At 73.9% G+C, this 20,931-nt stretch carries 19 protein-coding genes; 5 read left to right on the top strand and 14 right to left on the bottom strand.

Annotated features, from left to right (window positions below):
- Nucleotides 1-109: 109 nt before the first annotated feature.
- Nucleotides 110-868, top strand: a complete 759-nt coding sequence (locus tag AB0K37_RS16210) for a hypothetical protein (RefSeq protein WP_363980973.1) — start codon at nucleotides 110-112, stop codon at nucleotides 866-868.
- 48 nt (nucleotides 869-916) lie between these two features.
- On the opposite strand, the gene AB0K37_RS16205 is transcribed toward AB0K37_RS16210, so the two are convergent.
- The 8 genes from AB0K37_RS16205 to AB0K37_RS16170 form a co-directional block, all read right to left on the bottom strand.
- Complete coding sequence (locus tag AB0K37_RS16205) at nucleotides 917-1,561, bottom strand: bifunctional DNA primase/polymerase (protein WP_363980970.1); 645 nt, start codon at nucleotides 1,559-1,561, stop codon at nucleotides 917-919.
- A 105-nt stretch (nucleotides 1,562-1,666) separates the two neighbouring features.
- Nucleotides 1,667-2,653, bottom strand: coding sequence for a porphobilinogen synthase (gene hemB, locus AB0K37_RS16200; protein WP_363980967.1), 987 nt, complete (start codon nucleotides 2,651-2,653; stop codon nucleotides 1,667-1,669).
- A gap of 26 nt (nucleotides 2,654-2,679) precedes the next feature.
- Nucleotides 2,680-4,209, bottom strand: coding sequence for a bifunctional uroporphyrinogen-III C-methyltransferase/uroporphyrinogen-III synthase (locus AB0K37_RS16195; protein WP_363980976.1), 1,530 nt, complete (start codon nucleotides 4,207-4,209; stop codon nucleotides 2,680-2,682).
- Nucleotides 4,210-4,394: 185 nt separating this feature from the next.
- The gene (hemC, locus tag AB0K37_RS16190; RefSeq protein WP_363980964.1) at nucleotides 4,395-5,315 is read right to left on the bottom strand and encodes a hydroxymethylbilane synthase; all 921 of its coding nucleotides are present in this window, start codon (nucleotides 5,313-5,315) and stop codon (nucleotides 4,395-4,397) included.
- Nucleotides 5,312-6,892: a glutamyl-tRNA reductase gene (locus AB0K37_RS16185; protein WP_363980961.1), complete on the bottom strand. Its 1,581-nt coding sequence runs from the start codon at nucleotides 6,890-6,892 to the stop codon at nucleotides 5,312-5,314. The genes hemC and AB0K37_RS16185 overlap by 4 nt, the downstream gene beginning before the upstream one ends.
- Before the next feature lie 148 nt (nucleotides 6,893-7,040).
- A complete protein-coding gene (locus AB0K37_RS16180; RefSeq protein ID WP_363980958.1) occupies nucleotides 7,041-7,781 on the bottom strand; it encodes a redox-sensing transcriptional repressor Rex in 741 nt (246 codons plus the stop codon).
- Nucleotides 7,782-8,016: 235 nt separating this feature from the next.
- Entirely contained in the window at nucleotides 8,017-8,268 is a 252-nt protein-coding gene (locus tag AB0K37_RS16175; RefSeq protein ID WP_363980955.1) for a glutaredoxin family protein, read from the bottom strand.
- Nucleotide 8,269: 1 nt separating this feature from the next.
- Entirely contained in the window at nucleotides 8,270-9,610 is a 1,341-nt protein-coding gene (locus AB0K37_RS16170; protein WP_363980952.1) for an antibiotic biosynthesis monooxygenase, read from the bottom strand.
- A gap of 134 nt (nucleotides 9,611-9,744) precedes the next feature.
- Between AB0K37_RS16170 and AB0K37_RS16165 the strand changes: the two genes are divergently transcribed.
- The 4 genes from AB0K37_RS16165 to AB0K37_RS16150 all read left to right on the top strand — a co-directional run bounded on the left by AB0K37_RS16165 (nucleotide 9,745) and on the right by AB0K37_RS16150 (nucleotide 14,904).
- The gene (locus tag AB0K37_RS16165) at nucleotides 9,745-10,422 is read left to right on the top strand and encodes a sigma-70 family RNA polymerase sigma factor (RefSeq protein ID WP_363980949.1); all 678 of its coding nucleotides are present in this window, start codon (nucleotides 9,745-9,747) and stop codon (nucleotides 10,420-10,422) included.
- A 151-nt stretch (nucleotides 10,423-10,573) separates the two neighbouring features.
- On the top strand, nucleotides 10,574-10,762 hold the full coding sequence (locus AB0K37_RS16160; RefSeq protein WP_363980946.1) for a hypothetical protein: 189 nt from the start codon (nucleotides 10,574-10,576) through the stop codon (nucleotides 10,760-10,762).
- Between the two features lie 10 nt (nucleotides 10,763-10,772).
- Nucleotides 10,773-11,663, top strand: a complete 891-nt coding sequence (locus AB0K37_RS16155; protein ID WP_363980944.1) for an HAD family hydrolase — start codon at nucleotides 10,773-10,775, stop codon at nucleotides 11,661-11,663.
- A 73-nt stretch (nucleotides 11,664-11,736) separates the two neighbouring features.
- Complete coding sequence (locus AB0K37_RS16150; protein WP_363980941.1) at nucleotides 11,737-14,904, top strand: BTAD domain-containing putative transcriptional regulator; 3,168 nt, start codon at nucleotides 11,737-11,739, stop codon at nucleotides 14,902-14,904.
- Here AB0K37_RS16150 and AB0K37_RS16145 read toward each other — a convergent pair.
- The 6 genes from AB0K37_RS16145 to AB0K37_RS16120 form a co-directional block, all read right to left on the bottom strand.
- On the bottom strand, nucleotides 14,901-15,686 hold the full coding sequence (locus AB0K37_RS16145; protein WP_363980938.1) for an ABC transporter permease: 786 nt from the start codon (nucleotides 15,684-15,686) through the stop codon (nucleotides 14,901-14,903). The two genes, AB0K37_RS16150 and AB0K37_RS16145, sit on opposite strands and share 4 nt — an antisense overlap.
- On the bottom strand, nucleotides 15,683-16,639 hold the full coding sequence (locus AB0K37_RS16140; RefSeq protein WP_363980935.1) for an ATP-binding cassette domain-containing protein: 957 nt from the start codon (nucleotides 16,637-16,639) through the stop codon (nucleotides 15,683-15,685). The genes AB0K37_RS16145 and AB0K37_RS16140 overlap by 4 nt, the downstream gene beginning before the upstream one ends.
- A 72-nt stretch (nucleotides 16,640-16,711) precedes the next feature.
- Entirely contained in the window at nucleotides 16,712-17,899 is a 1,188-nt protein-coding gene (locus AB0K37_RS16135) for a cytochrome P450 (RefSeq protein ID WP_363980932.1), read from the bottom strand.
- A 66-nt stretch (nucleotides 17,900-17,965) separates the two neighbouring features.
- A complete protein-coding gene (locus AB0K37_RS16130) occupies nucleotides 17,966-18,724 on the bottom strand; it encodes a dienelactone hydrolase family protein (RefSeq protein ID WP_363980929.1) in 759 nt (252 codons plus the stop codon).
- A gap of 32 nt (nucleotides 18,725-18,756) precedes the next feature.
- A complete protein-coding gene (locus tag AB0K37_RS16125; protein ID WP_363980926.1) occupies nucleotides 18,757-19,923 on the bottom strand; it encodes a low temperature requirement protein A in 1,167 nt (388 codons plus the stop codon).
- Between the two features lie 30 nt (nucleotides 19,924-19,953).
- Nucleotides 19,954-20,901: a lysophospholipid acyltransferase family protein gene (locus AB0K37_RS16120; RefSeq protein ID WP_363980923.1), complete on the bottom strand. Its 948-nt coding sequence runs from the start codon at nucleotides 20,899-20,901 to the stop codon at nucleotides 19,954-19,956.
- Nucleotides 20,902-20,931: the final 30 nt, after the last annotated feature.

Raw genomic sequence — 20,931 nt, 5'->3', positions numbered from 1 at the left:
GCGTAGCCGCGGACCTGGACGTCGCGCTCCTCCAGCACGTTCAGCAGCGCGACCTGGATCCGCTCGGCGAGGTCGGGCAGTTCGTTGATGGAGAACCCGGACGCGCTGGGTGGTCGCCACCGTCGCCGTCGTGCTCGTCGCCGCGGGGGCGGGCGCCGCGGTCCTGCTCAAGGGCGGCACCTCGCTCGGCGGCGCCAAGCAGCCGCCCGAGCCGACGCCCGCGCAGAGCAGCAGCCCGCAGCCGACGCTGCCGGTCGGCGGCGTCGACCCCGGGCCGCTCATCGCCCGCATCGACCAGGCCGTCGCCAAGACGCCCGGCGCGGGCTTCAGCTACCGCCAGACCGGCTGCTGCGGCTTCCCGGTCACCGGCCAGGGCACGATCGAGCTGGTACAGGGCGGCGCCCCGTCCTACACCCTGACGCTGGCGGGGACGGGCTCGGCCCGCAAGCCCGTCCGGGCCGTCATCGTCCAGGACCGGCTGTACGTCCGCGCCGGGAAGAAGTGGCGGCAGTCGCCGCTCGGAGGCCACGGCTACCCGGCCGCCGGCGACCGGGTGCGCCAGGGCGGTTCCGTCGCGAACCTGACCACGCTGCTGCGGTCGGCGACGAAGCTCAGCAAATCTGGAGCGGTCTACGAGGGCGAGGCGCCCGCCGCGAAGCTGGCGCAGGCGCCCGGCGTCGGCCCCCTCTACGCGCAGATGGCGCAGGCGACCGGCGCGCAGCAGATCGCGTTCGCCATCAGGCTCGACGCCGGCTTCCGCCCCGTGAAGTTCTGGGTGCGCGCCGGACCCGAGGACGGCCGCAACCAGATGCAGCGCGGTTCCTACAGCGGCTGGGGCCGCAAGGCCCCCATCAAGGCGCCCCGCTGACGACCGCCGCGTGCGGCCGCCTCGCCGGCGAGGCGGCCGCATGAGCGGCTAGGCGTCCTCGCAGGCGTCCGAGAGGACCTCCAGGAGGCGCAGCGGGTCGGGCAGCGGGCCGCGGGACGGCGGGCGCAGCCACGCCGCCTCGCGCCCGTACGGCAGGACGGACGGCGGCGCGACGACGTAGCTGTCGCGGCAGTGCCACCGCATCCCCGGCGTCTCGGCGACGTCCTCCGGCGAGCAGTCCAGCTGGCAGGACCACCACTCGTCCTCGTCGACGGGCGCGCCGCGCGTGGCGACGAAGAACAGGTGCCGGTCGCCCCCGAAAGACGCGACCGGACCGACGGGGAGGTCGTCCCGTTCGATCCGGTCGAGGGCGATGGTCCCGGCCGCGGCCGGTACGTCGAACACGTCGAACACCCGGCCCGTCGGCAGGATGATGTTGGCCTGCGGCCGCTCCGCCCACCAGCGTTTGATCACTGCCGCGTCGACGCTCGCCTGGTGCGCCCAGGCGGCCGACACCGGATGCGCGCCCGGGTCGGGACAGCCGAGGCGGTCGCACGAACACGCCCGGTCACCGCCCACCGGGGGGTGGGCGCCGGGATAGCAGGGCCACCCCAGTTCGGCGTACTCCCGCGCCGCCGCGGCCATCCGGTCGCGTGCCGCCCGCTGCCGTCTGCTCCCCGAGACCGCCAGCATCTCCGCCCCCCAATACCCAAGGTCGCACGTGGGTTCCTGGTTAACGATGATGCCCGCCGGAGCGAACCCCGGACACGGCAACCCCGAGAAAACGACCCTAAGTGACTAGAGGGCCAGCCGGCGGGCCACCTCGGTGGCCCAGTAGGTGAGGACGATGTCGGCGCCGGCGCGGCGGATCGACACCAGCGACTCCATGATCGTGCGCTCGCGGTCGATCCAGCCCTTCTCGGCGGCGGCCTCGATCATCGCGTACTCGCCGCTCACCTGGTAGGCGACCACGGGGACGTCGACGGCGTCGCGGACGCGGCGGACGATGTCGAGGTAGGGCCCCGCGGGCTTGACCATGACCATGTCGGCGCCCTCGTCGAGGTCGAGGAAGACCTCGCGGAGCGACTCGTCGGCGTTGGCCGGGTCCTGCTGGTGCGTGGACCGGTCGCCGAACTGCGGGGCGCACTCGGCGGCGTCGCGGAACGGGCCGTAGTAGGCGGAGGCGTACTTCACCGAGTACCCCATGATCGCGATGTCGGTGTGACCGGCGCCGTCCAGGGCCTCGCGGATCGCGCCGACCTGGCCGTCCATCATCCCGGACGGGCCGACGACCGCCGCGCCCGCCTCGGCCTGGGCGAGGGCGATGGAGGCGTACCGCTCCAGCGTGGCGTCGTTGTCGATCTCGCCGGACTCGGTGAGGATGCCGCAGTGCCCGTGGTCGGTGTACTCGTCCAGGCACAGGTCGGTCATGACCACGGTCGCGTCGCCGAGGTCGGACCTCAGGTCGCGCAGCGCCCGCTGGACGATGCCGTCCGGGTCGTCGGCGGCGGACCCCGTGCCGTCCTTCACGGCCGGGACGCCGAACAGGATGAGGCCGCCGACGCCGGCCTCGGCCGCCTCGTGGGCGGCCTTTCGCAGGCTGTCGCGGGTGTGCTGGAACACGCCCGGCATGGACGCGACCGGCTGCGCCTCGGAGATGCCCTCCTTGACGAACACGGGCAGCACCAGATCCGCTGGGCTGAGCCGGGTCTCGGCGACGAGCCGGCGCATCGCGGGCGTGCGCCGCAACCGCCGCGGACGTGCGACGGGGAACTGTGCAGACATATCCCTCTGTGTCTCCGCTTCGGGGTCTACTTCCGGCGCCGGGCGCCCCGGCGCATCTGGCTGGGCTTGCGGAGCGGGTCGCCCGCCTCGATCTGGGCCGCCCTCCGTCCGGCACCGTACTCCGCGAGAGCCTCCGCGAGAGCCGACACCGACGGAGTCTCGGCCATGACGTCGACGCGCAGCCCGTACTCCTCCGCCGTCTTGGCCGTCTGCGGCCCGATCACGGCGATCACGGTCACGTTGTGGGGCTTGCCCGCGATCCCGATCAGGTTCTTCACCGTGGAGGACGAGGTGAACAGGACGGCGTCGAACCCGCCGCCCTTGATCGCCTCACGGATCGGCGCGGGCGGCGGCGCGGCGCGGACCGTCCGGTAGGCGGTCACGTCCTCGCACTCCCAGCCGAGCTCGGTGAGCCTGGCGATGAGCACGTCGGTGGCGATGTCGGCGCGCGGCAGCAGGACCCGGTTGATGGGGTCGAGGTCCTCGTCGTAGGGCGGCCACTCGCGGGCCAGGCCCTCGCCGGACTGCTCCCCGGACGGGACCAGGTCCGGGTGGACGCCGAACTCCACCAGCGCGGCGGCGGTCTGCTCGCCGACGGCGGCGACCTTCAGCCCGGCGAACGCGCGGGCGTCCAGGCCGTAGTCGGTGAACTTCTCCCGGATGGCCTTGACCGCGTTCGTGGAGGTGAACACCACCCACTCGTACCGGCCGGTGACCAGGCCCTTCACCGCCCGCTCCATCTGCTGGGGCGTGCGCGGCGGCTCGACGGAGATCGTCGGGACCTCGTCCGGGACGGCCCCGTACCCGCGGAGCTGGTCCGACAGGGAGGCGGCCTGCTCCTTGGTGCGCGGCACGAGGACCCGCCAGCCGAACAGCGGCTTCGTCTCGAACCAGGACAGCTTGTCGCGCCAGTTCACCACGTCCCCGACGATGATCAGGGCGGGCGCCTCCATGCCCTTGGTGTCGGACGCCAGCCTGCCCAGCGTGGAGACGACGGTCTCCTGCTCGGTGGTGGTGCCGAGGCTCGTCATCGCGGCCGGGGTGGAGTCGGGCCGTCCCGCCGCGACCAGGCCCTTGGCCAGCTCGGCGACCGCGCCCTCGGCGCCGAGGACGACCAGGGTGGCGTCCGGGGCGGCGAACCGCTCCCAGTCGACGCCGCCCTCGGAGGCGTCGACGACGCGGATCTCGCGGTTCGCGGCGTCGGTCAGCGGGATGCCCGCGTACCCGGGCACGGCGGTCACGGAGGACACGCCGGGCACCACCTCGAACGGGACGCCCGCCTTGGCCAGCGCACCGCCCTCGGCGGCGTAGTTGCAGGCCACTCCGGGGTCGCCGCGGAACAGCCGGACGACCCGGCGCCCCGCCTTGGCGGCCCGCGCGGCGAGCTTCACGGGGTCGCCGTCCGCCGTGTCGAGGATCTCGGCGTCCGGGCGGCAGTGGGTCAGGATCTCGGCCGGGCAGTGCGCGCGGCTCACGACGACGGTGTCGGCGCGCTCCAGCTCGGCGGCGGCGCGCAGGGTCAGCAGGCCGGGGTCGCCCGGCCCCATCCCGACGATCGCGACCGTCCCCGGGCCGGCCGTCCGGCGCGGCGCGGCCGGAGCCGCGCCCCTGGCGGGCCTGCCGGTCTTCGCGGCCTTCACGGGCCGGACGGTGCTGTCGGCGGTGGTCTCGTCGGCGGCGGTCGGGTCGGTCTTGCTCTCGTCGGCGGCGCTCTTCGCCGTGGCGCTCTTCGCGGCGGGGCTCACTCGCGTTCCCCCATCAACTGGTCGGCCCCCTGCGCGAGCAGCCGGTCCGCGAGATCGCGTCCGAGCTGCTCCGCGGCGTCCGGGTGGCCGCTTGCGGACAGCCGCACCTGCCTGCTGCCGTCGTACGCCGCGACGGTCGCCGTCAGATGCAGCCTTTCATCTACTTCGGCAGCGTATGTTCCCACGGGCGCGGAGCAGCCCGCCTCCAGCACGGCCAGCACCGTCCGCTCGGCCGTGACGGCGCGCCGGGTCGGGGCGTCGTCGATCGTCCCGAGCAGGGCGCGCAGGTCGTCGCGGTCGGCGCGGCACTCCAGCGCCAGCGAACCCTGCCCCGGGGCGGGCAGCATCTGGTCGGGGTCGAAGACCTCGCTCACGGCGTCCAGCCGGCCGATCCGCTTCAGGCCCGCGTGCGCCAGCACCACGGCGTCCAGCTCGCCGTCGGCGACCTTGCGCAGCCGGGTGTCGGCGTTGCCGCGGATCGGGACGATCTCCAGGTCCGGCCGGAGCGCCCGCAGCTGCGCCACGCGGCGCGGCGAGCCCGTGCCGATCCGCGCGCCGCGCGGCAGGTCGGCGAGCTTCGCGGGGCCGCACAGGGCGTCGCGGGCGTCGTCGCGGGCCGGGGTGGCCGCGAGAACGATTCCGGGCGTCTCGGACGTCGGCAGGTCCTTCAGCGAGTGCACCGCGAAGTCCACCTCGCCCGACAGGACCTTGTCGCGAAGCGCGTTGACGAACACGCCCGTCCCGCCGATCTGGGCGAGCAGGGCCTTGGAGACATCACCCTGCGTCGTTACCCCGACAAGCTCCACCGCATGCCCCGTGAGCCGCGACAACGCGTCGGCGACGCCCTGCGACTGGGTCGTCGCCATCAGGCTCTTGCGGGTGCCCAGCCGGAGCGGGCTCCTGCTCCCGGTACTCACGCTTCGTCTCCTTCGTGCGCCGGGACGGCGTCGCGGGCGCTGACCGCCCGCACGCTCGCGGCCTGCGCGTTCACCGTCTCGACGTTCACGCCGTCCGCGGGCGGCTCGGTCATCGCCTCGGACACGGCGTCGGGCATCGCCTCGGACAGGGCGTCGGGCATCGCCTCGGACAGGACGCCCTGCCCCGGCGCGGACGCGGGGCTGACGCAGTCGGCCTCCGCGCAGTCCGGACTCGGGTCCCAGGCCGTCGCGCCTTCGCGGACGTCGGCCTCTCCCATGTCCGCGCGGGCCACCGCCTCGGGGGCCTTCGGGTCCAGGTCGAACAGCTCGCGCAGCGCGTCGGCGTAGGAGTCGCCGCCCGGCGCCGCCGCCAGCTCCTTGACCTTGACGGTCGGCGCGTGCAGCAGCTTGTCCACCACGCGCCGCACGGTCTGCTCGATCTCCTTGCGGGCCCGGACGTCCATCTCCGGCACCCGCCCGCTCAGCCGGTTCAGCTCGGCCTCCACCACCCCGGCCGCCTTGCTGCGCAGCGCGACGACGGTGGGCGCGACGGCGGCGGCGCGGGCGGCGCTGAGGAACGCCTCGACCTCCGTGCACACGATCCGCCGCACGGCCTCGACCGCCTCCGGGCCCACGGCCTGCGCGGCCTCCTGCGCGGTCCGCAGGTCGTCCAGCCCGGCCAGCTCGACCTCCGGCAGGTTCCGGACGGCGCGCTCCACGTCGTGCGGGAGCGCCAGGTCGAGGAGGAAGCGGCGCCGTCCGTCCGTCCCGACCCCCTGGGCCGCGAGCTGCTCGGCGGTGATCACGAGGCCGGCGGCGCCGGTGCACGACACCACGAGGTCGGCCTCGGCGAGGGCCGCGTCCAGTTCCTCCAGCCCGATCGCGCGGGACGGGACGTCCAGCGACCCGGCGAGGCGCGCCGCACGCGCGGGGGTCCGGTTGGCGATCGTGATCTCGCGCGCCCCGGCGCGGCTCAGCGTCGCGGCGGCCAGCGAGCTCATCGAGCCGGCGCCGACCACCAGCGCGCGGACGTCCCGGAGGGGGCCGATGTGCCGGACGGCGACGTCCAGGCCCACGCTGACCAGCGACGCGCCGGCCTTGTCGATCCCGGTCTCGTGGTGGGCGCGCTTGCCGACCCGCAGCGCCTGCTGCAGGACGTCGTGCAGGTCGCGGCCGAGCGTGCCCTCCTCCTGGGCCAGCCGGAACGCCTGCCGGATCTGCCCGAGGATCTGCCCCTCGCCGACGACCATCGACTCCAGCCCGCACGCCACCGCGAACGCGTGCTGGACGGCACGCTCCTCGTAGTGGACGTACAGGTGCCGCGACAGGTCGTCCATCGGGACGCCGGAGTGCAGAGCCAGCAGCTCCGAGATCGCCGAGACGCCGCCGTGGAACTTGCCGACGACCGCGTAGATCTCGACCCGGTTGCAGGTCGAGACGATCGCGGTCTCGGCGACGTTCGGGGAGGCGTGCACGGCGTGCAACAACTTGACGAGATCGTCACCGGCGACCGCGGCCCGCTCCAGCACCGCCACGGGCGCGCTTCGGTGGCTGAGGCCTACGACCAGAATGCTCATTCGCCGTCTCCAGCATCTTCCGAGTCTCCGCCCACCCGCGCCGTGCGAGCTCCTGCTGAGAAGGGGCCGTCCGCGGTCCCTCGGTCCGCTCCACTCCTGGCCGTCGGTCGAAAGGGGGCGATCCTCCCCGCCCCCGCGCTTGTCCCCCTCATGCTTCCACCGTTTCCACGTAGTGCGCAGCACCGGCCGGCGTCTCGCCGGCCGCCAGCGGGGCGAAGCCGTCGGGCCCGCCCGCCTTGCGCTGCTCGTGGAACGCGAGGATCTGCAGCTCGATGGACAGATCGACCTTGCGCACGTCCACCCCGTCGGGCACCGACAGCACCACCGGGGCGAAGTTCAGAACGCTCGTCACGCCGGCGGCGACCACGCGGTCGCACACCCCCTGCGCCGCGCCGGCCGGGGTCGCGATCACGGCGATGGACACCCCGTGCCCGGCGATCATGTCCTCCAGGCGGTCGATGTGCTCCACCGTCATGCCGGAGATCTCCTGCCCGACGATGGACTCGTCGGCGTCGAGCAGGCCCGCCACGCGGAAGCCGCGGGACGCGAAACCGCCGTAGCCGGCCAGGGCCCGGCCGAGGTTGCCGACGCCGATGATGGCGACGACCCAGTCCTGGGTGAGGCCGAGCTCGCGGGAGATCTGGTAGACGAGGTACTCCACCTCGTAGCCGACGCCGCGGGTCCCGTAGGAGCCGAGGTGGGACAGGTCCTTGCGGAGCTTGGCCGAGTTGACGCCGGCCGCGGCGGCGAGCTCCTCGGAGGAGACGGTGGCGACGCCGCGCTCCTGGAGCCCGGTGAGGGCGCGCAGGTAGACCGGGAGCCGCGCCACGGTGGCTTCGGGGATTCCGCGGCCCGCGCGGTCGCGGTGCCGGTTCTGTCGAGGTGTCACGGCCTGCTCTTCGGCTCGACGGTGTGTCCCCCAGGTTAAGCCCTTGTGAATACGCGCACAAAGTGGGTCCCCGGTTCGGCGGACCGCGAGCGTTCGGGACGACGTCCCGGAAAGGACGTCAATCAGGGGCTTTTCAGCATACGGGCGAAGTGCTAGGAAGCAGCCGGGTGTGACCGACCAGACATGCCCGGGCACGCGCGCGGAGGGCGGCGCGGGAACGGTCCGGTGCGGGCGGCTAGCGAAGGTCCGCGATCGCCGCGCGCAGGCGGGCCTCGTCGACGCGCCAGAAGTCGTGCTGGACGCCGTTGATCAGGGTGACCGGGATCTGCTCCCAGTACTGCTCGGTGTCCTGCTCGGAGAGCGTGATGTCGCGCTCCTCCCACGGCACGTCCAGGTCGCGGGCGACCCGCTCGATCACCGCGCGGGCGTCCTCGCACAGGTGGCAGCCGGGCTTGCCGAGCAGCGTGATCATGATGTCGCGCGCCATGTCACCTCCCGGGGAACTCCGGCGCCGGGAGCGGCACCTTGGCGGGGCCGAGCTTCAGCTCGATCACGTTCGTGGCGATCACGTGGGTGCGCGACTCGGCCAGGAAGCGCTGCAGGTGCGGCCGGCGGCGGTGCGCGGCGAACGCGGCCTCGTCCCGGAACAGCTGGTAGAAGATCCGCTGCGTGGGGCCGCCGACCACCTCGTGGCAGGCGAAGATCAGCGTTTCGGGCTCGGCCGCCAGCGCGGCCTTCACCAGGTCGGCGGCGAGACGGTCGAAGGCCTCCTCGCGGCCGTCCAGGAGCGTGTAGACGGTGATCTGGCCGCACGCGTTCGCCAGGTCGCCGCCGAGCGCGCCGGGCTTGGCGAGACCGGCGAGCGGGGACCGGTCGAGCGGGCCGCCGAGGGGGCCGGGGAGCGGGCCGCCGAGGGGACCGTCGACCGACGTGGCGCCCGCCGGATCGGCGCCCGCCGGGAAGGCGGGCGGTGCCGGGATGCTGGTGTTCTCGGGGTAGCGCAGCTCCTCCGAAGCCGGCTCCGGGAAGCGCAGCTCGCCGCGCCGGGATTCGGGGGACGGGGTCGGCGCCGGGACGGGCTCGGCCTTGGCGCCCTGCGCGTAGCCCTGCTCCTCGTAGCCCGTGGCGGGCTCGTCCCCGTACTCGTCGTAGCCCTCGCCGTCCTCGTCGTAGACGGGGATCGTGCGCATCGAGCCGTACCAGACGAGGCCGGCGGCCGCGCCGAGCGCGATCACCGCGAGCGGCGCGGGCAGGAAGCCGCGGGTGCCGCTGACCACCAGGACGCCCGCGAGGGCGACCAGCGCCACCGGGATGAGCAGCTCGGCGGCCTCCTGGTCGCGCTTGCTGGCCAGCCAGGCGGTCACGCCGGTGCACCCCGCCAGCGCCAGCACGGCGACGACGTGCGCGCCGTCGATCAGCAGCAGCGGCAGCGCGTCGTAGGTGGCGCTCGGCTTCGGCAGGCTCTTGCCGAGCGTGCCCTTCAGCGGGTCCAGGATCAGGATCACGATCGCGACGACCGTGTAGGAGATCGTGAAGAGCCAGGCGCCGAACCGGACCTGCACGTACCGCGCGATCAGCTCGATCATGCCGAGCGCGAGCCACACCGGCCCGATCAGCGCGGCGCCGAGTTCCATGATGCGGAAGAAGGCGCCGTTGAACCCCATCATGAAGCCGAGGCTCATGGACAGCAGCGCGAGCGTGAGCCCGACCTGCGTGAACGACCAGGCGATCAGATAGAGCAGCCGGTCCTTGGAGGCGCGCTGAACCAGCAACCCGGTGGCCGCCAGGGCACCAAGGGTCGCCAGCAACGCGAGAAGAGCATCGACCATCGCGCACCCATGGTGCCCGATCCGGGGGGTTGACGGGTAACCGCGGCCAAGGAACGCACCATTGCCTCGCGTACCTTTCGGTATCTAGAGTGGCACTTCACGCCGGAGGTCGCGTAAGCCCCGAGGAGAACTGCATGAGCAGCTTGACCCTCGATGCCGGGGTCATCCCACTTCCTCGCCATTCCCGAGGCCCTCTCGCGCGTCCGGCCGACCGGGCCGGGGACCGCACCGCCGACCGCGCCGCCGACCAGGCCTCCGAGCGGGCCGAGATGCTCAAGGCGCTGGTCCTGCGGGCGCGGGACGGCGACGCCGAGGCGTTCGGCTCCCTCTACGACCACTACGTCGAGCTCGTCTACCGGTACGTCTACTACCGGGTCGGCACGCACCAGCTCACCGAGGACCTCACCAGCGAGACGTTCCTGCGCGCCCTCCGCCGCATGTGCGACTTCCACTGGCAGGGCAAGGACTTCGGGGCCTGGCTGGTGACGATCGCCCGCAACCTGGTCGCCGACCACTTCAAGTCCGGCCGCTACCGGCTGGAGGTCTGCACCGCCGAGCTGGTCGAGCCGGACCGCCCGCAGGAGGGGCCGGAGCGGGCCGTCCTGGACGCGATGACCAACCGGACCCTGCTGCGGGCCGTCCAGCGGCTGAACTCCGAGCAGCAGGAGTGCGTCGTGCTGCGCTTCCTGCACGGCCTGTCGGTCGCCGAGACCGCGTTGATCATGGGCAAGAAGCCGGGCGCCATCAAGGCGCTGCAGTACCGCGCGGTCCGCTCGCTGGCCCGCATGCTCCCTGACGACCTGCGCGGATGACCGGGTCGCCGCGCCCCTGCGGTGCCGCGCGCCCCTCGGATAGTTTATTAATGAACTTTCGGGCCGTAACCCGGCCCACCTACCGATCGTTCAAGCGGGCAGGAGCGCGCTCGCGCCACGAGTCCGCAAGGGAGCGGCCAGTGAGAACCCGGTGTTGACGAGGCGAGCGAAGATCGCGGAGCAGGGGACCGCGCTGGCCCGGCTGCGGGAGAGCGCCGCGGGGCCGGACCCGCGGTTCCGCGCCGTGCTGCGCGAGCGGCTGATGGCGGCCGCGAGCGACAGGAGTGAGGACTGTCGCAATCACGGCCGCGGGGAGGGCCGCGAAGAGGCGGTTGACTAGGCTTCGCCTCATGCGGCGATTCTGGCAGTCCGGATTCTGGGGACGCGGCAGGGACGAGGACCACAAGAGCGCGGGGCAGGTGGCCGCCGCCGCGGCGGCCGAGCCCGCCCCCCTCCCCGCCCCCGACCCAGCCGCGGCGGCGTTCTTCGACGTCGACAACACGATGATGCGCGGCGCGTCGATCTACTACTTCGCGCGCGGTCTCGCCGCCCGCAAGCTGTTCACCATGCGCGACCTCGCCATGTTCGCCTGGGGGCAGGCCGCGTTCCGGATGCGCGGCAGCGAGAACTCCGAGCACATCGGCAGCGCCAAGGAGGCGGCGCTCGCGTTCGTCGCCGGGCAGAAGGTCAGCGCGATCGTCAGGCTGAGCGAGGAGATCTACGACGAGGTGATGGCCGACCGCATCTGGCACGGCACCCGCACCCTCGCCCTCCAGCACCTCGACTCCGGGCAGCAGGTGTGGCTCGTCACCGCCACGCCCGTCGAGGTCGCCCGGACGATCGCGCACCGGCTCGGCCTCACCGGCGCGCTCGGCACCGTCGCCGAGACCCGCGACGGCCTCTACACCGGCCGGCTCGTCGGGAACCTGCTGCACGGGCCCGCCAAGGCGGAGGCCGTGCGGGCCCTCGCGCAGCGCGAGGGGCTCGACCTCGCGCGCTGCTCGGCCTACAGCGACTCGATCAACGACCTGCCGCTGCTGACCGCCGTCGGCCACCCGCACGCCGTGAACCCGGACGCCGAGCTGCGCGCCCACGCCCGGGACCACGGCTGGCCGATCCACGACTTCCGCACGGGCCGCAAGGTCACGATGGTCGCGCTGCCCGCCGCCGCGGGCGCCGGGGCCATCGCGGGCGGCGTCGCGGCCGGCATCGCGCTGCGCCGCCACTACCGGACGAGCTGACCGCCGTCCCTCCCCGCCGTCGAGCGGCGAACGCGACCTAACGCGTTCGTCCCCCACGTCCTACCCTGTCCCCGTGACCGTGGAGCTGAGGGTCCTGTCCGGGGTCGCCTGCCGGGGGCGGGACGTCACGAGCCCGCGCCTGCGCGGCCTGCTCGCGCTCCTCGCGGGCGAGCCGCGGGCGGGCGTGTCCGTCGCCCGGCTGGTGGAGGGGCTGTGGCCCGAGGAGCGCCCGGAGAATCCGGCCAAGGCGCTCCAGGTCGTCGTGTCCCGGGCGAGGTCGCAGCTGGGCGCGGACGTCGTCGCGAGCACGCCGACCGGGTACCGCATCGGCCTGGACGAGTCCGCGGTCGACGCCTGCGCGGTGGTGCTCGCGGCCTCCGCGAGCGCGCGCCGCTCCCGCGACGGCGACCACGCCGGCGCGCTCTCGCACGCCGAGGCGGGACTGGCGCTCTGGGAGGGTCCGCCCGAACCGGACGACGCGGACGACCCGGTGTCCGTCCTGCGCGCGGCCCGGATCCCGACCTACTGGACGCTGGCGCGAGCCCGCGCCCTGGCCCTCGCGCGGCTCGGCCGGCACGCGGAGGGCTTCGAGGCGCTCGCCCGCGCCGTCCGGGAGTACCCGCGCGACGAGGAGCTGTTCGCGGAGCTGCTGCGGTGCGAGGCCGCGACGGCCGGGCCGCCGGCGGCGCTGGCGCGGTACGAGTCCTACCGGCGCTCGCTGCGCGACGAGCTCGGCACCGATCCGGGAGGCGCGCTCCAGCGCGTCCAGCGGGAGCTGCTCCAGGACGAGGCGCCCGCCGTCCGGCGCGGCGTGGCGCACGAGCCGAACCCGCTGCTCGGCCGGGCCGGGGACCTCGCCGCCGTGCTCGACCTCGTGCGCGCGTCCCGCGTCACCTCGATCGTCGGGGCGGGCGGGCTGGGCAAGACGCGGCTGGCGAACGCCGTCGCGCGCGAGGCGCCGCAGCGGGCGGTGCACTACGTCCCCCTCGCCGGCGTCGCGCGGGACGAGGACGTGGCGGGCGAGGTCGCGTCCGTCCTCGGGGTGGGCGAGTCGCCGAGGGGCCACGGACGCGTCGGCGGGCCCTCCGACCTCGTCTCGGCGATCGCGGAGGTGCTCGGGCCCGGCTCGGTCCTGCTCGTGCTGGACAACTGCGAGCACGTCGTCGCGGGCGCCGCCGAACTCGCCGGCGCGCTGGTGGCGATGACGCGGGACCTGCGGATCCTCACCACGAGCCGCGCGCCGCTCGGGCTGTCGTCGGAGTCGGTGTACCCGCTGCCCGCGCTGGACCCGGCGACGTCGGCCGAGCTGTTCCGCAGGCGGGCGCACGCGGCTCGTCCCGGTGCCGGCCTGCCCTCCGGCGCGGTGGAGGAGCTGTGCCGCCGCCTGGACGGGCTGCCGCTCGCGATCGAGCTGGCGGCGGCGCGCGTCCGCGTCATGTCCGTGCCCGAGATCGCCCGCGGCCTGGACGACCGGTTCGCCCTGCTGCGCGGCAACGCGCGCGACGCGCCGTCCCGGCACCGGACCATGCGCGCGGTCGTGGACTGGAGCTGGAACCTCCTCTCCCCGCATGGCCGGGCGGCCATGCGGGCGCTGTCGGTCTTCCCGGGGGGCTTCACCGCGGACGCGGCCCGCCACGTCCTGGGCGGCGGCGACGCGCTGGAGGTTCTGGAGGACCTCGTCGACCAGTCCCTCCTGGAACCCGTCGAGGGCGGCCCCGGGACCCGCTTCCGGATGCTGGAGAGCGTCCGCGAGTTCAGCGCGGCCCACCGGGAGGCCGAAGGGGAGACCGGCCGCGCGGTGGGCGGCCTGCTCGCCTGGGTGCGGGAGTTCGGCGCGGCGCACCACGACGCCCTGTTCGGCGCCGACCCGTTCGCGCCCGTCGAACGGGTGCGGGTGGAGCAGGACAACCTCCAGCAGGCGCTCCGCCACGGCCTCGACCGCCGGGACGGCCCGGCCGTCGCGGCGGTGACCGCCGTCCTCGGCGGGCTGTGGACCCTGGAGGCGGCCTACAGCCGGCTGGCCGTCCTGGCGGCGGAGACCGCCGGGCTCCTGAGCCGCTTGCGCCCCGGTCCCGGGGACGTCGAGGTCACGCGGACGGCGCTGGCGCTCAACGTGCTCGCGACGGGCCTGCTCCAGGGGCCGCAGGCGACCCGCGCGCTCGTCGCGCTGCGCCGCCTCCCGCCCGCGCCGCCGGACGGCCTCGTCCCCGCGATGGCGACCGTGCTGGCCGCACTGCCGGAGATCCTCGCGCCCGGCGGCTCCGTTCTGGAGGAACTGTGCGGCCGGGACGAGCCTCTCGTCGCCGCCATCGCGAACTGCGCCGCCGGATACATCCGCGAGCGGGACGGGGACGTGGCGGGCGCGCTCGCGGTGACCGAGGCGATGATCGGGGCCACCTGCGCGCCGGACATCCCCTGGTGCCGGCTGCTCGCCCACTCGCGCCTCAGCGAACTGCTGATGCAGCTCGACCAGGCCGACCGGGCCCTGCACCATCTGCGGATATCGCTGGAACTGCTGGAGCGGTACCAGTGGCCCGACATGTTCGGGCTGATGTGGGCGCTCGCTTCGGCCCACGTCGCGGTGGGCGAGTACGACGAGGCCGAGCGGTGGCTCGACCAGTCGCTGGTCCACGGGCCGGACGAGTCCTTCGGCACGGCCACCTTCAACCTGGGAGCGCGCGCGGAGATCGCCCTCGGCCGCGGCGACGCCGACACCGGTCTGCGCCTCTGGCGGGAGGCGGTGGAGCGGCTCGCCGCCGAGGACCGCCCGATGGCACCGACCGGCCTCGACCCGTGGACGCTGGAGGCCCACTGCGTCACCGTCGTCGCGCACGCCCGGCACGGGCGCGTCGAGCTGGTCGAGGACATCGTCGCCGGGCTCCCCGCCAAGCTGGCGACGCTCGTCGACGGCCCGCCGTTCCCGATGCCCGCCTTCTACATGGACCTGCCGGTCACCGGCGGTCTGCTGCTCGCGCTCGCCATGGTCGACCTGGCCCGTCCCGGCGCCGCGCCGGACGTCCGCAGGCGGGCGGCGCGGGCGATCGCGCTGGCGCGGCGCCTCCACCACGTCCGGTCGTTCCAGCCGACGATGTCCTCGGCGGCGGCCGGCCGCGCCGCCGAGGAAGCCGACGGGCCGGCGTACTCCGACGCGGTGTCGGAGTTCGCCGGCCTGGGCCGTGCGGAGCTGCTGGCCTCCGCCCGCGAGCTTGCCCGCGGGTTCGCTCGGGGCCGGCGGGGCTAGCGGGGCGCCTTCCGGTCGAACAGCACCTTGGAGGAGGTGTAGCCGACGACGGCGAGGCCGACGCACCAGGCGACCGACACCGCCGCGTCCTGCCCGCTCGGGGTGCCGGCCAGCAGCCCCCGCAGCGTCTCGATCATCGGGGTGAACGGCTGGTACTCCGCGAACCACCGGATCCCGGCCGGCATCGACTCCGGCGGGACGATCGTGCTGCCGACGAACGGCAGGAACTGGATGATCAGCGGCGTGTTGCTGGCGCCCTCCGGGTTCTTGGCCAGCAGGCCGAGCATGACCGCGACCCAGGTCAGCGCGAACGTGAGAAGCACCAGCAGGCCGGCGGCCGCGAGCCAGTCCACCGCGCCGCCGCTCGTCCGGAAGCCCATCGCGACCGCGGCGGCGACCACGGCGGCCGTGCTCAGCAGCGTCTGGATCATGCTGCCCGCGACATGCCCGGTGAGCAGCGACGACCGTGAGATCGCCATCGTCCGGAACCGGTCGACGATGCCCTCGGTCATGTCCACGCAGACCGACACCGACGTCGCCATGCAGCCGGACGCGACGGCCATCAGGATGATCCCCGGCGCGACGTACTGGATGTAGTCGCCCTTGGCCGCGCCGCCGACCCCCTCTCCGAGCGCGTTGCCGAACACGCCGACGAACAGCAGCATGATCAGGATCGGCATCATCATCCCGGCCATCGTCAGCGACGGGTAGCGCAGCGCGTGCCGCAGGTTGCGGCGCAGCATCGTCGCGGAGTCGGCCGCCGCGTGCGTGAGCGTGGTCATCGCGAGGTCACCTTCTCGTGGTCCGTGCCGGTGAGGGCGAGGAAGACGTCGTCGAGGTCGGGCGTGTGCACGGACAGCTCGGCGACCTCGACCGAGGCCGCCTCCAGCCGTCCGAGAAGCGTCCGCAGGGAGGCGACGCCGCCGTCCCCGGGCACCTGGAGGGCGAGCGAGTCGTCGTCCCGCGTCACCGAGCCGAGCGTCCGCGCCGCCGCGTCGAGCGCGGCCAGGTCGGCGAACCGCAGCCGGACGTGCCCGCCCGGGACGAGCCGCTTCAGCTCCTCCGAGGTCCCCTCGGCGACGAGCCGTCCGCCGTCCAGGACCGCGATCCGGTCCGCGAGGTGGTCGGCCTCCTCCAGGTACTGCGTGGTCAGGAAGATCGTCACGCCGCCCCTGACCAGGCCGCGGATGAGCTCCCACATGGTCCGGCGGCTGCGCGGGTCGAGCCCGGTCGTCGGCTCGTCCAGGAAGATGATCTGCGGGGCGCCGATCAGCGTCATCGCGATGTCGAGCCGCCGCCGCATCCCGCCCGAGTACGTGCCGGCCTTCCTGCCGGCCGCCTCCACCAGGTCGAACCGCTCCAGCATCTCGTCGGCGGCCCTCCGCCCGGCGGCCTTGCCGAGCCGGTGCAGGTCCGCCATGAGGATCAGGTTCTCCCGCCCCGTCAGCAGCCCGTCCACCGCCGAGTACTGCCCGGTCACCCCGATGGCCCGGCGCACCCCGTCGGGGTCCCTCCGCAGGTCCCGCCCCGCGACGCTGGCCTCGCCGCCGTCCGCGCGGAGCAGCGTGGACAGGATGCGCACCGCCGTCGTCTTCCCGGCCCCGTTCGGCCCGAGCAGCGAGAAGACCGTCCCGCGCGGCACCTCGAAGTCGATCCCGTCGAGGACGGTCGTGTCCCCGAACGCCTTGCGCAGCCCGGTCACCTGGATGGCCGTCTGCCCTGCCTCGATGTTCATGCCCCGAAGCGTGCGCGCCTCCGCCTTCAGCCCGCTTTCACCCCGGTTTCGACCAGTCCGGGCGGCTGAAAGTCACCAGGCCAGAGGCAGTGTGTCCAGTCCCAGGACGAGGCTCGCGTGCTCGACGGGCTCGGCACCGGGGGCGACGCGGTAGTCCGGTATCCGGGCGTGCCATTCGCGTAGCGCGATCTGGAGTTCGAGCCGGGCCAGGTGCGCGCCGAGGCAGCGGTGCGGTCCGGCGCCGAAGGCGAGGTGGCGGGCCGGCGGGCGGTCGATGTCGACGGTGGAGGCGGCGGGCACGGCGCGGGGGTCGCGGGTCGCCATGGCGGTCGGGAGCATGACCATCTCCCCCGCCTTCATCGGGCAGCCGCGCACCTCGACGTCGCGGGTGAGCTTGCGGGCGGGCAGGACGGGCGCGTAGACGCGGAGGAACTCCTCGATCGCGTCCGGGATGGCGTCGGGGTCGGAGGCGATGCGGGCGCGGTCGGCGTCCTCCCTGGCCAGGTGCCAGAAGGTGTAGGACAGCTGGGCGGCGACGGTGTCGAGACCGGCCAGGAAGAGCAGGACGCACAGCTGGAGCAGCTCGTCGTCGGTGACGGGCCGCCCGTCGACGGCGAACCTGGTCGCGGCGCTGACCAGGTCTTCGCGCGGACGGGCGCGGCGGTCCCGGATGAGTTCGCCGAGGCAGGCCGTCAGCGCCGCCATGGCCTCGGCCCGGCCGCCGGTGGAGGGCCGCGAGTGCAGGATGGCGCGCTCCCACCCCAGGAACTCCTCCAGCCGCTCGGTGGGCAGGCCGACCAGTTCCAGGAAGATGGCGGTGGGGAAGAGGCGCGCGAAGTCCGTGACGAAGTCGCACGAGCCGCGGGACGCGAAACCGTCGATCAGGGCGGCGCAGTGCCGGGTGATCCGCTCCCGGAGCACGGCGGCGGCCACGGGGGTGAAGAACGGCCGCAGTAACCGCCGCCACGTCGTGTGCAGCGGCGGGTCCAGCATGACCGGGATCCACTGGTGCGCCGGGTCGGGGTCGATGACGGCGATCGCGCGGCTGGAGAACGTCGCCGGGTCCTGGAAGGCGGCGAGGATGTCGTCGTACCGCGTCAGCACCCAGAACCCCGTCCCGGCGGTGCTGCGGAACGCCGGACGCGTCTCGCGCAGCTCGTCCATCCGCGCGTGGGCCGTCCCGGCGGGCCGCGGCCCGGCGAACGGATCGAAGTCCACCTGCGGGCAGCCTGCCTTACCGCGTTCCGTCCCGTCCTGCATCACGGCCTCCCACGGAGTGTGTCCCGCAGGCCAGGATGACACGGGTCGTCCGGGACGGCCCGCCCGTCAGGAGGAGGACAGTTCGGCGGCGAAGAGGGCGCGGACGCGGGACCAGGAGTCCTCTGCCGCGGGCTTGTCGTACGGCTCGCGGCCGGGGAAGAAGAAGGCGTGCCGGGCGCCCGGGTAGACGACCTCCTCATGGCGGACGCCGGCCGAGGTGAGCCCGGCGGCGATCTGCTCGCGCTGCTCCGCGTCGATGACGTGGTCCAGTTCGGCGAAGAACATGACGACGCGGGCGCCGATCTTCCCGGCGGCGTCCAGGAGGGGCTCCGGACGGCTCAGCGCGGTGCCCGCGAACGGCAGCCAGCCGGGGTAGTAGACGGCGGCCGCGGCGAGGTCCAGGCGGGTGGCGGCGAAGAACGCGATGTGGCCGCCGAGGCTGAAGCCGAGGACGCCGGCCTTCCCGGTGGCGTCCTCGTGCTCGCGGACGTGGGCGAGGCAGGCGCGCAGGTCGGCCTCGACGCCGTCGCGGGTCAGCTGCGCGAGCAGCCCGAAGGCGCGCTCGCGGTTGGCGTCGCTCTCGGCCATGCCGTGCGCGGTGTCCGCGCCGAGGCGGTGGTAGAGGTCCGGTGCGATGGCGACGTGGCCGAGGGCCGCGACCTGCCGGGCGACGTCGCGGACCTCGCCGGTCAGGCCCCACAGCTCCGCGCAGACGAGGACCGGCGGGTGGCCGCTGGGCTCCGCGGGACGTGCCACGAACGCGGTCATCGGCGCGGCGCCGTCCACCGCGATCTCGACTTCGTGTGACGTGACTTCTTGCGACATATCAACCCCCGTCGTTGATCAACTCGGTGATCCTACGTCGGTGGCGCGGGCCTCAGCGCGGGACGGGCGAAAGAGGTGGCGAGGAGGAGGGCCAGGAGCGCGGCCATCAGGAGGAGGGTCCCCGGAATGCCCAGGGCCGGGGCGGCGAAGATCGTGAGGAGCACCAGGACGGCCGCGGCGACGAGGAGCCCCGGATGCGTGTTCATGCGCCGCATCGGGGCGTGCAGCGCCCACAGCATGACCAGGACGACGGCGACGGGGACGGCGACGGAGGCGGCCACCAGCCGGGGGCCCGCCTCGATGTGATGACCGGAGGAGGCCACCGCGGTCTCCAGGCCGGCGCCGATGGCGGCGAGCGCGGCGAAGACGAAGTAGTGGCCGTATCCCCACAGGAAGGACCGGTCGCGGCGCCGTTCCAGGCCCTCGCCCGCGGGCTCGGAGAAGTAGATCCACCAGAGCGCGAACAGGATGGCGAGCCCGGCGAGGGCGATCGTGACGAGCTCGCCGCCCACGCCGTGCTCCACGGCGTCCTGCACCGCGTTGGTGGAGGCGAGCACGCTCTCCCCCAGCAGGATGATGGTGAACAGCCCGTACCGCTCGGCGATGTGGTGCGGGTGCCAGGTCGTCATGCCGGGCCGCTCCGCGACCAACGGGACGGACAGGTCGAGCGCCGCGCAGACGAAGAACACCCACGTCGGGCCCTGGGCCGGCAGGGCGAGCCGCGACACCCAGAACACCTGGACGACGGACAGGCCGATCGCGTACCGCAGGGCCGTGGCCCGGCCCTCGGGATGCGCGGCGGCCGCGCGCAGCCAGAGGGCGACGAGGCCGACGCGCATGACGAGGTAGCCGATCGTCACGGTGGCGAAGTCGCCGTCGAACGCGTCGGGCACCCCGGCCGCGAGGACGAGGACGCCCGCCATCTGCACGAACGCCATGAGCCGGTACGGGACGTCGTCGACGTCGTAGGCGGAGGCGAACCACGTGAAGTTCATCCACGCCCACCAGATCGCGAAGAACGTCATGAGGAACGGCGCGAGCGAGTCGCCCACGTGGCCGCTCTCGATGGCGTGCGCGAACCGTCCGGCGGCCTGGGACACCGCCGCGACGAACGTCAGGTCGAACAGCAGCTCCAGGGGGCTGGAGACGCGGTGGGGTTCGCCCAGGTCGCGAGCGACCATACGGGTGCGGAGCGGCATGGCGCACACTCTAGGGCCGCCCGCGGCCGGTCAGAGAAAGGCGGGGCCCCGTCGCAGCAGCGTCTCGTAGAGCATGTGCTGGACGTTCTCGCGCACATGGTCAGTGATCTCGAAGACCGTCATGGGGTCGTCGGCGGCGTCCGCGTCGTAGCCGTCCAGCGTCATCGGCTCGCCGAACCGGATCACCCACTTGGACGGGAGCGGGACGAGCCCGGCGGGGCCGAGCAGCGGGAACGTCGGCGTGATCGGGAAGTAGGGGAGGCCGAGGAGGCGGGCCAGCGGGCGCAGGTCGGCGATCTTGGGGTAGATCTCCTCGGCGCCGACGATGGCGCAGGGCACGATCGGGACCCCGGCGCGCAGCGCGGTGCCGACGAAGCCGCCGCGGCCGAAGCGCTGGAGCTTGTAGCGCTCGGAGAAGGGCTTGCCGACGCCCTTGAAGCCCTCGGGGAAGACGCCGACCAGCTCGCCCTTGGCGAGGAGGCGGGCGGCGTCGGCCTGGCAGGCGAGCGTGTGGCCGGCCTTGCGGGACAGATGCCCGAGCAGAGGGATCTGGTAGACGAGGTCGGCGCCGAGCAGGCGGACCTGCCGGTCGGCGTGGTCGTGCAGGGCGACCGACAGCATGAGCGCGTCGAGGGGGATCGTGCCGGAGTGGTTGGCCACGAGGAGGGCGCCGCCCTCGGGGATGTTGTCCAGCCCGTCGAGCTCGACGCGGAACCAGTGCTCGTAGAGGGCGCGGGCCAGCGGCAGCAGGACGGTGGAGTTGAACTCGGGGTCGAAGCCGAACTCGTCGATCTCGTACTCGCCCGTCAGCCGGCGCCGCAGGAACGCCAGCCCGGACGCCAGGGCCTGCTCGAACCCGCCGCGCCCGGGCGGCCGGTCCTCGCCGGGCGGTTCCCCGCCCGGGGCGTCCTCGCGGACCGCGGCGAGCCGGATGACCTGCGCGCCCTCGTCGTCCCCGGGGTGCGCCTCGTCCGTCATCTCGGCTCTCCTCTCAGGCGGGTCCAAACG

The sequence above is a fragment of the Actinomadura sp. NPDC049753 genome, from assembly GCF_040674655.1.
Taxonomy (GTDB): domain Bacteria; phylum Actinomycetota; class Actinomycetes; order Streptosporangiales; family Streptosporangiaceae; genus Spirillospora; species Spirillospora verrucosospora.
The sequence above is the reverse complement of the archived record's forward strand: the minus strand, read 5'-3'. Positions and strand labels throughout refer to the sequence as shown.

What these genes read in the sequence shown, in the direction of transcription:
- AB0K37_RS16205 (WP_363980970.1), bottom strand. Translation starts at nt 1,561, where the DNA reads ATGCTGGCGGTCTCGGGGAGCAGACGGCAGCGGGCGGCACGCGACCGG.
- hemB (WP_363980967.1), bottom strand. Translation starts at nt 2,653, where the DNA reads ATGTCTGCACAGTTCCCCGTCGCACGTCCGCGGCGGTTGCGGCGCACG.
- AB0K37_RS16185 (WP_363980961.1), bottom strand. Translation starts at nt 6,892, where the DNA reads ATGAGCATTCTGGTCGTAGGCCTCAGCCACCGAAGCGCGCCCGTGGCG.
- AB0K37_RS16175 (WP_363980955.1), bottom strand. Translation starts at nt 8,268, where the DNA reads ATGGCGCGCGACATCATGATCACGCTGCTCGGCAAGCCCGGCTGCCAC.
- AB0K37_RS16170 (WP_363980952.1), bottom strand. Translation starts at nt 9,610, where the DNA reads ATGGTCGATGCTCTTCTCGCGTTGCTGGCGACCCTTGGTGCCCTGGCG.
- AB0K37_RS16165 (WP_363980949.1), top strand. Translation starts at nt 9,745, where the DNA reads ATGAGCAGCTTGACCCTCGATGCCGGGGTCATCCCACTTCCTCGCCAT.
- AB0K37_RS16155 (WP_363980944.1), top strand. Translation starts at nt 10,773, where the DNA reads ATGCGGCGATTCTGGCAGTCCGGATTCTGGGGACGCGGCAGGGACGAG.
- AB0K37_RS16145 (WP_363980938.1), bottom strand. Translation starts at nt 15,686, where the DNA reads ATGACCACGCTCACGCACGCGGCGGCCGACTCCGCGACGATGCTGCGC.
- AB0K37_RS16140 (WP_363980935.1), bottom strand. Translation starts at nt 16,639, where the DNA reads ATGAACATCGAGGCAGGGCAGACGGCCATCCAGGTGACCGGGCTGCGC.
- AB0K37_RS16135 (WP_363980932.1), bottom strand. Translation starts at nt 17,899, where the DNA reads ATGCAGGACGGGACGGAACGCGGTAAGGCAGGCTGCCCGCAGGTGGAC.
- AB0K37_RS16130 (WP_363980929.1), bottom strand. Translation starts at nt 18,724, where the DNA reads ATGTCGCAAGAAGTCACGTCACACGAAGTCGAGATCGCGGTGGACGGC.
- AB0K37_RS16125 (WP_363980926.1), bottom strand. Translation starts at nt 19,923, where the DNA reads ATGCCGCTCCGCACCCGTATGGTCGCTCGCGACCTGGGCGAACCCCAC.
- AB0K37_RS16120 (WP_363980923.1), bottom strand. Translation starts at nt 20,901, where the DNA reads ATGACGGACGAGGCGCACCCCGGGGACGACGAGGGCGCGCAGGTCATC.